This is a genomic window from Listeria grandensis (genome assembly GCF_014322885.1).
GTDB classification, from domain to species: Bacteria; Bacillota; Bacilli; order Lactobacillales; family Listeriaceae; genus Listeria_A; species Listeria_A grandensis.
Window position 1 is genome coordinate 187,811 of record NZ_JAASUG010000006.1, and the last position, 13,327, is coordinate 201,137.

The window sequence follows — 13,327 nt, forward strand, 5'->3', positions numbered from 1 at the left end:
AGAATTGCAATTAATCCTCTTTATTATTGCCGCCATTGGCTTTGATAATCTCTTCACCAACGGATTTAGGAACTTCTTCATAGTGGTCAAACTGCATAGTGTAAACTCCGCGACCTTGCGTACTTGAACGCAGGTACGTAGCGTAACCAAACATGTTTGCAAGTGGAACGAAGGCACGAACAACTTGAGCGTTACCGCGTGCTTCCATACCATCTACGCGACCACGACGAGATGTGATGTTACCCATAATGTCTCCAAGGTAATCCTCAGGTACAATTACTTCAACATTCATCATTGGTTCCAAGATGACAGGACTACATTTCTTAGCCGCGTTACGAAGAGCCATAGAAGCAGCCACTTTAAAGGCCATTTCATTGGAATCGACATCATGGTAAGATCCGTCATATAATTTCGCTTTAATATCGATTAGCGGATATCCTGCAAGTACACCATTTCCTAGTGCGCCTTCAAGACCTGCTTGAACTGCTGGGATGTATTCACGTGGAACAACACCACCAACGATAGCGTTCTCGAACTCAAAGCCTTTTCCTTCTTCGTTAGGACCAAATTCGATCCAAACGTGACCATATTGTCCACGACCACCGGATTGACGAACGAATTTACCTTCGACTTGGGCAGATTGACGGAATGTTTCACGGTAAGAAACTTGTGGATCACCCACGTTAGCTTCTACCTTGAACTCACGACGCATACGGTCTACAAGGATGTCTAAGTGAAGCTCACCCATACCAGAGATGATTGTTTGACCAGTTTCTTGGTCAGTTTCTGTACGGAATGTTGGATCTTCTTCTGCAAGTTTTGCAAGAGCTTGACCCATTTTATCTTGATCGGCTTTTGATTTAGGCTCAATAGCAACCGAGATAACTGGTTCTGGGAATTCCATGGATTCTAAGATAATTTGATTCTTTTCATCACATAGCGTGTCCCCAGTAGTCGTGTCTTTCAAACCAACAGCAGCAGCGATATCACCACAATATACGATAGAAATCTCTTCACGGTGATTAGCGTGCATTTGAAGGATACGTCCAACACGTTCACGTTTACCTTTAGAGGAGTTTTGAACGTAAGAACCTGAGTTCAAAGTACCTGAGTAAACGCGGAAGAAAGTAAGACGACCAACGTAAGGGTCAGTCATAACTTTAAACGCAAGAGAAGAGAATGGTTCGTTATCATCAGGATGACGTTCCGCTTCTTCTTCTGTATCTGGTAAAATACCTTTAATAGCAGCAACATCTGTTGGCGCTGGTAGGTAATCTAGTACGGCATCAAGCATCGGTTGAACACCTTTGTTTTTGAATGCTGTACCACATACAACAGGGTAGAATTCAACAGCTAGCGTTCCTTTACGGATTGCCGCTTTCAACTCTTCTTTTGTAGGCTCTTCACCTTCAAGATATTTCATCATTAGCTCTTCATCTAAATCAGCAACAGCTTCGATAAGTTTGCCGCGATACTCGTCAGCAAGCTCTTTTAAATCAGCTGGGATTTCACGAATTTCAGGATCATTTCCTACATCATCAAGATAGTACAAAGCGTTCATCTCAACTAAGTCAATGATACCTTCAAAAGTGTCTTCCGCACCGATTGGTAATTGGATTGGGTGTGCGTTTGCATCCAGACGGTCATGTAATGTACCTACTGAATACAAGAAGTCAGCACCGATTTTATCCATTTTGTTAACAAATACTACACGAGGAACCCCGTAAGTAGTTGCTTGGCGCCAAACTGTTTCGGTTTGTGGCTCAACACCTGATTGTGCATCTAGAACGGCAACAGCACCATCTAATACACGAAGGGAACGTTCAACTTCAACAGTGAAATCTACGTGTCCTGGTGTATCGATAATGTTTACGCGGTGACCTTTCCATTGCGCAGTTGTCGCAGCGGATGTGATCGTGATACCACGTTCTTGTTCTTGTTCCATCCAGTCCATTTGGGATGCACCTTCATGTGTTTCACCAATTTTATGAATACGCCCTGTATAGAAAAGGATACGCTCTGTAGTAGTGGTTTTACCAGCATCAATATGAGCCATAATACCAATATTACGCGTCTTTTCTAAGGAGAACTCTCTAGCCATGGGTATTTCTCCTTCCATTATTACGATTTAGTTAGGCGACAATTGTCGACCTAGTCGTGCGGATAAGATAGATCTTACCAGCGATAGTGAGCGAATGCTCTGTTTGCATCTGCCATTTTATGCGTATCTTCACGTTTCTTAACGGAAGCTCCGGCATTGTTAGATGCATCAAGAATTTCGTGTGCAAGACGTTCTACCATAGTTTTCTCTCCACGTAGACGTGAATAGTTAACTAACCAACGTAGACCTAGCGTTGTACGACGATCAGCACGAACTTCAATCGGAACTTGATAGTTAGCACCACCAACACGGCGAGCTTTTACTTCAAGAACTGGCATGATGTTTTTGATTGCTTCGTCAAATACTTCCATAGGGTCTTTTCCACTTTCTTGCGCGATGATATCAAAAGCAGAATAAATGATAGTTTGCGCTTTTCCGCGTTTACCATCAATCATAAGTTTATTGATTAGACGAGTTACCAATTTCGAATTGTACATCGGATCTGGTAATACGTCACGTTTAGCAACAGGACCTTTACGAGGCATTGGATATCCTCCTTTCAAAGAGTAAGATTTTTTTATTCATGCGCTGACAAACGCTCATTTTCGTCGTTAAAATCTCCGCTCCGATGCTCACGTACACCAGTACGCTCCGCTTCCGTGCTCGACTTTGCCTAGAAACTAAGCATTTGTCAACACACTGGGTTTGGCGATAAATCACGATAATGAATGTTTTTCAGCATTCTTGCTAAAGTTTAGTTTATTTTTTAGGTTTTTTCGTTCCGTATTTAGAACGGCTTTGTCCTCTATTTTCAACACCAGCTGTATCTAGAGCACCACGTACGATATGATAACGTACCCCCGGTAAATCTTTAACACGTCCTCCACGAATAAGTACAACACTATGTTCTTGTAGGTTATGTCCGATACCTGGGATATAAGCAGTTACTTCAAGTCCGTTAGTCAAACGTACACGAGCGTACTTACGAAGCGCCGAGTTAGGTTTCTTCGGAGTCATTGTACCAACACGAGTACATACACCACGTTTCTGTGGAGATGATACGTCAGTTAATGATCTTCTGAAAGTATTTAGGCCTTTGTTAAGTGCTGGAGAATCTGATTTCTTAGTTTTAGATTGACGCGGTTTGCGAACTAATTGATTAATTGTAGGCATTTTTTGGTTTCCTCCTTCCGATTTTTCTAGAGCCACACATCCAGGTGGTTCATTTTTTCTTTAAAATAAAATTGCTGATAGGATAATCCTAACAACAGCTTCTATTTTCTATACCTCGCCACGACGGAAGAGGCACCTTGGATATAGTACCATTCTTATTAGTGGATTGTCAAGCGTTTTGGTTGGGTTTGTTATTATAGAAAAGAATAGCTAAAACAGTCGTTTGGATACGGCCATTGCAACTATTCTTTAGTCTTTCTTATTTATCGACGTAAGCTAGCCGGTAAGAGATATTTCTGCCAAACGGATAGATTTGAACACCCTTCACGCTAGGAGCTAACAAGTAGGCTGTTGCGCCTTGATAGAATGGTGCGATAACAGCGTCGTTTTGAATCAGCTGCTTCTCCAGTGTAAGCATCTCATCCCAGCGTTTTTTTGGTTCCGTCGCATAGATACTCTTGACAGCATTCAGCCCAGCATCATAACTTTTGCTATTATATTTCGAAAAGTTGAGACCGCCATCGGATTGATACACTTCTAAAAAATTGATTGGATCGCTGTAATCTGGCGACCATGTTCCATAGAAGATATCATAATCCCCAGCTGTTGTTAGGGCCAGCCGATTCTTTAATGGTACACCCTTTAGTTTGATTGTGAGTCCTGACAGATTTTTCTCGATTTCGCTTTGTAGGAATTCAACGGTTTTCTTGGAAACTTCGGTATCAGAGGATAGGATTTCTAGGCTAAGTTTGTCAATGCCGAGTTCTTTTTTTGCTGTCTCCCATTCTTTTTTCGCTTTGTCTGGGTCGAACGTTACTAAGTCGCCATTTTCAGCGCGGAAGTCTTTGCTGTTCTCAGGATCTTTGGCGAAATCAGCTGGGATATAGCCGTTTAGTGGTTTCGAGCCATCTCCGAGTATGGTGCTTGTGTAAGCTTCTTTGTCGAATGCCATGGATAAAGCTTTGCGCAAATGGACATTGCCCGTAGATGCGCGGTCTTCGTTAAATCCGAGATAGCCAATCAATGATTTGGAATCGGAATGATAGGCTTTGTCGTTTTTGTATTTTTGGACGAATTCGTCGGTGAGTGCGGTGTATTGGACGCCTCCGGTTTCGTAAAGGTTGACGCCTGCGCCTGTGTCTTTAGCTACTTGGACGGTGACTTTATTTAATTTGACATTTTTGGCATCCCAGTAGTCTTTGTTTTTGATGTATGTCCATGATGTGCCGATTCCTGACCAGTCTTTCAATAGGAAGGGCCCGCTCGACAAGACGGTATCGGCGGAGGTCCCATATTTAGAGCCTGTAGATATGACAAACTTTTCATTTTGTGGTAAAAATGGTGTGCCGGTTAGTAGTTTTGGTAAGTATGGGATTGGGTTTTCCAGCGTGATTTCGAGTGTTTTGTCGCTTATGGCTTTGACGCCTAGCGTTTTTGGCGCTGCTTTTTCGTTGCGAATCAGGTTCGCGTTCTTGATAACATCGAGTTGATTGGAACTTGGTGATGCTGTTTTGGGGTTCACGACTTTTTGGAATGCATAAACGAAGTTTGCAGCTGTGACTGGTTCTCCGTTTGACCACTTGGCGTCATCGCGCAATTGGAATGTGTACACTTTTTTGTCAGCGCTCACGGTTGGTTCAGCTTTGGCAATGCCTAGTTCTGCCTCGTTATCTGGATTGACGCGGTACAGGCCTTCGGAAATTTGACCGATCGCGTCTGAGCTGAACGTGTCACTATACAGCGCGCTATCCAGTGTCGCGATTTCACCTGCGGATGTGACTTTGATGGCTTGTTTTGCCTCGCTGGTGCTTGCTTGTTGCTCGTCCCCTTTGCTGCCACCGCATGCCGCGATAACAACTCCGAGCAGCAAAATCAGCGTGATAAGTATTCCCTTTTTCATGTCATTTCCTCCCTTTTGCTAACGCAATGTAGCTCTCTTCTTCAAATGTATGGGTGGTGCATTGTAGATTTGCTTGATGCTACCGCGTTCGGCGCTTTTCACGAATTCTTGGAACATACGCTGCATCCCGATATCATTTTCAGCGATTAGTTCTGGGTGCCACTGGACGCCAATAACGAATGGGACGCCGGGCTTTTCAATGGCTTCCACAACGCCGTCTGGGGCAGTTGCAGTGATTTTTAAGCCAGCACCCAATATATCGACAGCTTGATGATGGAATGAATTGACTTGCGCTGTGCTTCCGAGAATGCTGTAAAGTTGGGAATTTTTTTCAATCTGGATACTATGCGTCGCTCTTGTCGCTTGGTCTCGTTGCATATGCTCTAAATTCGCATTTCTGATGTAACTAGTGTCTTGATGAAGCGTTCCTCCAAATGCGATGTTCAGTAGCTGAGCCCCGCGGCAAATTGCCAGTATTGGCTTCTTTTGCGCCAGTGTTTCTTTTAAAAGGGCCAGTTCGAATATATCACGAGCAATCGAGGTGACGCCGAGTTTCGCTTGAGGTAGCGCGCCGTAAAGAGCTGGCGAAACATCCTGACCGCCGGATAAAATAAGCCCATCCATCTGATTCACAAAAGTCGTCACAAGTCCCGTATCTGTCACGGGAATAACAAATGGTGCTGCCCCGCTTTTCGCAATAACCGATACGTAATCTCCACCAACATAAGTTCCATTGCGGGAAATCGTATTTGGTACTTGTTCTGCCAGTACCGCTGCCGAAATACCAATAATTGCAGTCATCCGCTTCGCCTCCTTTTTAATTCGCATCTATTTACTCGGAATTAATATTTCACTCATTATACCCCCCTTAAAAAGGAAAGTAAAGTGATTACACAAAAAAGCCTGAAAAGTCACATAGACCTCTCAAGCTTCTCTGCTTATTTATAGAACGACTCCATCACTGGTTTCATCTTATCAATCACAAGTCCACTACCACCGCGGCCATTCACGCCTTCAATCATGGCCAAAACGAGGTAATCTGGTTTATCGCTGTCAAACGCTAACAAGAAACCATTTTCAAGACCGCTTTCGCCTTGTTTTTGTTTCAGTTCCGCAGTCCCTGTTTTCGCAGCGATGTTGTGCCCTGCGATTTGGAGTTTATGCGCGGTTCCTTCTGATTTGGAAACCGCTTGAACTAGCGCTGATTTGACAGTATTCGCTGTCCCTGCACTCATCGAATCTTTTGCTGTTTTCGTCTCCTGCGTTTCCGTCAATTTCGGATAGACCATCTTACCGTTGTTCGCGAACGGTGTATAGGCAACGGCTTGTTGGATTGGTGACATCAATAGTTCACCTTGTCCATAGGCCGTGTCCGCGAGCAGAATATCTGATTTAATACCGTCGTTGGAAATTTGCGCTGGTTCCATGTTGAACGGTAAATCAAATTCTTCACCAAAATCAAATTTCTTCAGGCCATCTTGGAATTTGGTCGTCCCCATCGCGAGCCCTTCTTGTGCAAAGTAAATATTATCCGAGTTCACGAGTGCATCAACCATGTTCACTTTCGGAATATCATGGACGCGCGTCACAAAATACTTGCCCCATGATTTATCTTTTTGCCACTGTAAACCAGAGATTTCACGGACTTTATCTGGTTTTGTCGTACCATTTTCAAGGCCAACTGCCGCCGTAATTGTTTTAAAAGTAGAGCCTGGTGCATAGCGTGTCGCATAGCGAGCTAAGAAAGGAAGTTTTTTATCATCGGTGTACTTCTTATAATCTTCGCTTGAAATGCCTGCTACCATCTGGTTTGTATCGTAGGACGGTGAGCTGACTAGCGCCGCTAAATTACCGTTTGTAGGATTGATAATCGTCGCAGAACCAACCTCACCTTTTAGCGCATTGAACGTGTCTTGCTGGATCTTGCTATCAATAGTGAGCTTGATTGTGTCGCCATCTTTTTTCTCGTTTTGTTGTAGAACGGTTTCCTCTTTCGTATCGTCGTTCACAATCAGGATACGGCCGCCGTTCACGCCACGCAACGCCTTGTCATAATAGCGTTCCAAACCTGCTTTTCCGATCAAATCACCGGAGTTTAGCAATTTATTCTTCCCGATGTCTTCCGCACTAACTTCGCCAACGTAGCCGATCAAATGTGCTGCCGCTTGGCTGAGCGGATAATAGCGCGTTTCAATCGTCGCATAGGTAACACCAGCCATTTGAACCGGCGAGCCTGTCGTCAATACCTTAATTGGCACAAACGTATCCGGATGCACCCAGCTTTGCGAGAGTTTCTTCTCGAGATCAGCGACAGGAATATCGAACTGCTTGCTGATTGCCTCCAGATTCTTCTTCTTCGCTTCGCCTTCACCAAGATCATTCGGAACGATCCCCGCCTCACTCACGTTCTTATTAATCGCGAGACCTTTGCCGTTCAGATCCTGAATCTGACCACGTTTCGCTTCATCTGTCGTCAAGCGAACCTTATCCGATTTCACCATCCCTGGAAAAATTAAGTTCGGTTTCCAGTCCACTTTCCAATCATCATCTTCACTTGAGATAGTCGCCTTATATTTCTGCTTATCCATCTTACCAAGCGTCGTCGTCATTTCTAGGCTATACGCCAATTTATAATTCTTCTTGGCATCGTCATATGTCACTTTCAAGTCAGAAACCTTGATGTCACGGGCATCGATTCCTGTATAAACCGTTTTATATTTCGCTTCCATTTCCTTAGCCGTAAAACCACTATCCTTCAGTGATTTTTTCGTCACATCGTCCGATAGCTTCGTGAAATTCTGCTTTTTAACATTCGTTGTGAAATTCTCCGCAGCCTCGTTGGCCATTTTTTCATTTTTAGCGCTACTGTTCATGAAATAATAGGTCGCGCCTCCGCCAACTGCAAGGACTAAAACAACAATGAGGCTGATCCAAATCCATTTCTTGTTACTCTTCTTTTGTCTGCGCACCTTGTTCCCTCCATTTTCTAAAAATCACGTTTTGATTGCTTCTTTATTATAGCAAAGGAATGCTTAACTAGCATTAATCTTTACCAATTCTTTATCATCTGCAAACTGCTTCGTAAAATCGCGTTTTAGCTCCAATAAATAACGTAAATCACCCAAAAATTGAAAAAGTAACGCGCGACCCTCAAATTCTTCCCGTGTTTTCGGCAACTCGCTTTGGCGAAAGTCTGCAAGCATCGCGTTCACATCCGCAATCAAATCTTCGGCCGGATTTCGCTCCGAAAGCGATAACGCGGTCTTCTCCACCAAGCCCGCCATTTTACCTGCATGCTCCGTCAAGATACTAATTTGGCGCACCGACAAGTTCATTTGCCGGATGACCCGTAACTGCACCGTACGCATATCGATATACTTTATGTAATAACGCGAATCCGCAAACAACTGATTATCAAAATGGCGCTTCGACTGCGCATTAGCCTCCGTCAAATACTCACCTAACTGCTTAATCAACTTCTTCTCATCTAAGTAAACTGGCTCCCGCTTCAAATCCTGCGCAAAGCAAAAGAAAATCTGACGCATTACGGATTCAATTTTTTGGCGCTGCTGTTTTAGTTCTGTATCCATTTTTGGCATGTATAGGTTTAGTAAAATGCCGATTCCGGCACCAACTGCCATGAGTAGCATCTCGTTCGTAAACCAAAATAAAGTGAGCGACTGCTCCACCAAAATGTGCGTCACAAGCACCGAGCTGACCACAATCCCGTCCGTTACTTTCAACCTAGCCGCAATCGGGATAAAGACGAGTAAATAAAACCCGAATGCAATCGCGTTAAATCCGAGTAACATGAAGAAAATCGCGGATATCGTAAGCGCAATAACCGTCGAATATACTCGTTGTATCGCGAGTTGTATCGAGCCTTTTTTCGTATTTTGAATGCTTAAAACAGTTATCAAACCTGCTGAAACGGCGTATTCTAAGCCCCACCATTCGGCAATTAATATTGCGAGCGTCGCGCCCACAGCTGTTTTCACTGTACGCAATCCAATTTTCAAAGTCTTTCACCTCTTTTTTCGTATCCTTCTTTATTTTACACCATTCATTACAATTAAAAAAGCCACCTGCGAAAAATTGATTCGGAGGTGACTCTTCATGTTTTTAATCGAGCTTCGCGTGCCAGGCCTTCGAAGTTTTCACCCCCTTCGCAAAAGTCAAAAGCGGACTTTTTCTGCGGCGGCTCCAAACTTTTTCAGTCCTGACGGGCACGTTCAGCATCTTGGTTTATCGAGCTTCTCGCGCCAACCCTTCGGAACTTTCACCTCCTCCGCAAAAGTCAAAAGCGGACTTTTTCTGCGGCGGCTCCAAGTTCTTTCAGGGCTGAACGGGCGCGTTCAGCATCTAATTAGATATGCGTCGTTTCTTCCACATCAGCTACTTCTTGTTCTTTGCCTAGCACAGAAGATTTCAGCTTACGATAATGGTGAATACCAGTACCGGCCGGAATCAGCTTACCTAGGATAACATTTTCTTTCAAGCCGAGCAATTCGTCGGTTTTACCTTTGATTGCTGCATCTGTAAGAACACGTGTTGTTTCTTGGAATGATGCGGCGGACAGGAAGGAATCTGTTTCAAGGGATGCTTTTGTAATACCTAGCAATACTGGGCGTCCAGTCGCTGGTTGTTTGCCGGCAAGTAATGCGTCACGGTTTGACTCGGTAAATGTATGCACGTCCATTAATGTTCCTGGCAAGATGTTTGTATCACCAGTGTCCATTACGCGGATTTTACGCAACATTTGACGAACCATAACTTCAACGTGTTTATCGCCGATTTCAACCCCTTGCATCCGGTAAACTTTTTGTACCTCAGCAAGTAGATATTCTTGTACGGAAAGGACGTCACGAACGCGGATCAATGCTTTCGGATCGATCGAACCTTCTGTCAGTGCCTCTCCACGATCAACAATGTCTCCGATTTTAACGCGAAGGCGAGCAGTATATGGAATACTGTAGCTACGACGGTCTTCATCTTTACCTTGTATCACGATTTCTTGTTGACGGTCACGCGCTTCTTCAATAGAAACAACTTCCCCTTCAACTTCGGTAATAATCGCTTGCCCCTTAGGATTACGGGCTTCAAAAATCTCTTGAATACGTGGAAGACCTTGCGTGATATCGTCTCCGGCTACCCCACCTGTATGGAACGTACGCATTGTAAGCTGTGTACCTGGTTCCCCGATAGATTGCGCGGCGATAATACCAACGGCTTCTCCGACTTCGACTTCTGTTCCTGTTGCCAAGTTTTTACCGTAACATTTCTTACATACACCATGTTTCGTGTTACATGTAAACGCAGAACGGATCGTTACTTGTTCGATACCAGCTTCAACGACACGACGGGATTTCTCTTCCGTAATCAGGTCATTTTCAGCAACGATAACTTCGCCTGTTTCTGGGTGTCTGATCGATTTACGAGCATAGCGACCTTCCAAACGTTCTTCCAGTGCTTCGATGATTTCAGTACCTTCACGGATAGCTTGGATTTCAAGACCACGGTCGGTGCCACAATCGTATTCACGAATGATAACATCTTGCGCCACGTCAACCAAACGACGAGTAAGATAACCAGAATCGGCAGTTTTAAGGGCGGTATCGGTAAGACCTTTACGCGCACCATGTGTCGAGATAAAGTATTCCAAGACCGTCAGACCTTCACGGAAATTCGATGTGATCGGAAGTTCTACGATACGTCCAGATGGATCGGCCATCAGACCACGCATACCTGCTAGCTGTGTAAAGTTGGAGATGTTACCACGAGCTCCGGAATCTTGCATCATGAAGATCGGATTTAAGCGATCCAAACTCAAGATCAGTTTGCCTTGGATAACGTCTTTCGCTTCGTTCCAGACAGCGATAACACGTTCATATCTTTCATCATCCGTAATCAGACCACGACGGAATGTTTTCGTGATTTTCTCTACTTTATCATGCGCTTCTTCAAGAATGTCATGCTTTTCTTCCAGTGTCAAGATGTCGGCGATACCAACTGTCATACCGGCTTTTGTAGAGATTTTGAACCCTAGATCTTTCATACGATCGAGCATGCGAGACGTTTCTGTAATATGGAATCGTTTGAAGACTTCCGCGATGATATTACCGAGGATTTTCTTCTTGAACGGGTCCACGATTGCTTGTTCTTGAATGTGTTTTTTCACGTCCGTGTTCGTATCTACGAAATATTTTTTCGGCGTTTCGACTTCCAGATTGTAATCTGTCGGTTCGTTAATATATGGGAACGACGTCGGTAAAATTGTATTGAAAATCAGTTTACCAACCGTTGTAATCAAGAGTTGCTGACGTTGTTCATCGGTAAATCTTTCGTTGTCAATCGAGCCTGCGACAACAGCGATACGTGAATGCAAGTGAACATAACCGTTTTGGTAAGCTAACTGCGCTTCGTTAATATCTGTAAATACCGTACCTTCGCCAATTGTACCTTCACGTTCAAGCGTTAAGTAGTAGTTACCTAGTACCATATCTTGAGAAGGCGTTACAACCGGTTTACCATCTTTCGGATTCAAAATGTTTTGGGCAGCGAGCATCAAAATACGTGCCTCTGCTTGTGCTTCTGCGGACAGCGGAACATGGACAGCCATTTGGTCACCATCAAAATCGGCGTTATAAGCTGTACATACTAGCGGATGCAGACGAATCGCACGGCCTTCAACAAGTGTTGGTTCGAAAGCTTGGATACCTAGTCTATGCAAAGTAGGTGCGCGGTTAAGTAGTACTGGATGCTCACGAATAACTTCTTCTAATACATCCCAAATTTCAGGTGAAGAACGTTCGATTTTGCGTTTCGCACTCTTAATATTATGCGCAAGGCCACGGCCTACCAATTCTTTCATAACGAAAGGCTTGAATAGTTCGAGCGCCATTTCTTTTGGAAGTCCACATTGGTACATTTTAAGGTTCGGACCTACGACGATAACGGAACGACCAGAATAATCGACACGTTTACCTAGTAAGTTTTGACGGAAACGACCTTGTTTCCCTTTTAGCATGTGAGACAGTGATTTCAGTGGACGGTTACCTGGTCCTGTTACCGGACGGCCACGACGACCATTATCAATCAAAGCATCGACTGCTTCTTGGAGCATCCGTTTTTCATTTTGCACGATGATGTTAGGCGCACCTAGATCAAGCAAGCGTTTCAGACGGTTATTCCGGTTAATTACACGGCGATAAAGGTCATTCAAATCACTTGTCGCAAAACGTCCACCTTCAAGTTGTACCATTGGGCGGATTTCTGGCGGGATAACTGGAAGCACGTCAAGCACCATCCAACTTGGATCATTGCCGGAATGACGGAACGCTTCTAGAACTTCTAAACGACGAATCGCACGAGTTCTACGTTGTCCTTGTGCCGATTTCAACTCTTCTTTTAAGCCGGTCACTTCTTTTTCAAGTTGGATGTCTGCGAGAAGTTTTTTGATTGCTTCTGCGCCCATTCCAGCTTGGAACGACTGACTATATTTCTCACGATAAACGCGATACTCTTTTTCTGAAAGTAATTGTTTCTTTTCAAGCGGTGTATCGCCTGGTTCTGTTACAACATAGGAAGCAAAATAGATAACTTCTTCCAGCGCACGCGGTGACATGTCAAGCGCAAGTCCCATACGGCTTGGAATACCTTTGAAATACCAAATATGTGTTACTGGTGCAGCAAGTTCAATGTGTCCCATACGTTCACGACGAACTTTGGACTTCGTGACTTCAACGCCACAGCGATCACAAACTACGCCTTTATAGCGAACACGTTTGTATTTCCCACAAGAACATTCCCAGTCTTTCATTGGTCCGAAGATTCTTTCGCAGAACAAACCGTCACGCTCAGGTTTCAGCGTACGATAGTTGATTGTTTCTGGTTTTTTAACTTCTCCGTGTGACCATGAACGAATTTTATCTGGAGACGCAAGACCTATTTTCATATACTCAAAATTTTTCACATCTAACACCAATGGTCTACCTCCTAAAGTTATGGCGGATAGCCTATCTCATGTAAATCGGCGACAAGCGCTCGCATTCATCTATTCTTGCGGACTTCCGGTTCTCACATACGCAAGTATGCTCCGCTTCCGGCTTCCACAACAATAGATGAATACAACCGCTTTCGCTCGATTTGATTAA

The 13,327-nt window shown here is 44.1% G+C and carries 8 protein-coding genes; all 8 read right to left on the reverse strand.

Annotated features, from left to right (window positions below):
• Positions 1 to 10 precede the first annotated feature (10 nt).
• The gene (fusA, locus tag HCJ54_RS10045; protein WP_185409881.1) at positions 11 to 2,101 is read right to left on the reverse strand and encodes an elongation factor G; all 2,091 of its coding nucleotides are present in this window, start codon (positions 2,099 to 2,101) and stop codon (positions 11 to 13) included.
• A gap of 74 nt (positions 2,102 to 2,175) precedes the next feature.
• The gene (gene rpsG / locus HCJ54_RS10050; protein WP_036065477.1) at positions 2,176 to 2,646 is read right to left on the reverse strand and encodes a 30S ribosomal protein S7; all 471 of its coding nucleotides are present in this window, start codon (positions 2,644 to 2,646) and stop codon (positions 2,176 to 2,178) included.
• 214 nt (positions 2,647 to 2,860) lie between these two features.
• Positions 2,861 to 3,274: a 30S ribosomal protein S12 gene (gene rpsL, locus HCJ54_RS10055; protein ID WP_036060238.1), complete on the reverse strand. Its 414-nt coding sequence runs from the start codon at positions 3,272 to 3,274 to the stop codon at positions 2,861 to 2,863.
• A gap of 259 nt (positions 3,275 to 3,533) precedes the next feature.
• Positions 3,534 to 5,174, reverse strand: a complete 1,641-nt coding sequence (locus HCJ54_RS10060; RefSeq protein WP_187137530.1) for a peptide ABC transporter substrate-binding protein — start codon at positions 5,172 to 5,174, stop codon at positions 3,534 to 3,536.
• An 18-nt stretch (positions 5,175 to 5,192) separates the two neighbouring features.
• Positions 5,193 to 5,975, reverse strand: a complete 783-nt coding sequence (locus HCJ54_RS10065; protein WP_187137531.1) for a gamma-glutamyl-gamma-aminobutyrate hydrolase family protein — start codon at positions 5,973 to 5,975, stop codon at positions 5,193 to 5,195.
• Positions 5,976 to 6,112: 137 nt separating this feature from the next.
• Positions 6,113 to 8,143: a penicillin-binding protein PBP4(5) gene (gene pbp4 / locus HCJ54_RS10070; RefSeq protein WP_342354460.1), complete on the reverse strand. Its 2,031-nt coding sequence runs from the start codon at positions 8,141 to 8,143 to the stop codon at positions 6,113 to 6,115.
• Between the two features lie 63 nt (positions 8,144 to 8,206).
• Positions 8,207 to 9,193: an aromatic acid exporter family protein gene (locus tag HCJ54_RS10075; RefSeq protein WP_185409879.1), complete on the reverse strand. Its 987-nt coding sequence runs from the start codon at positions 9,191 to 9,193 to the stop codon at positions 8,207 to 8,209.
• Between the two features lie 347 nt (positions 9,194 to 9,540).
• Positions 9,541 to 13,155 (reverse strand): DNA-directed RNA polymerase subunit beta', encoded by a 3,615-nt coding sequence (rpoC, locus tag HCJ54_RS10080; RefSeq protein WP_187137532.1) that lies wholly within the window; start codon positions 13,153 to 13,155, stop codon positions 9,541 to 9,543.
• Positions 13,156 to 13,327: the final 172 nt, after the last annotated feature.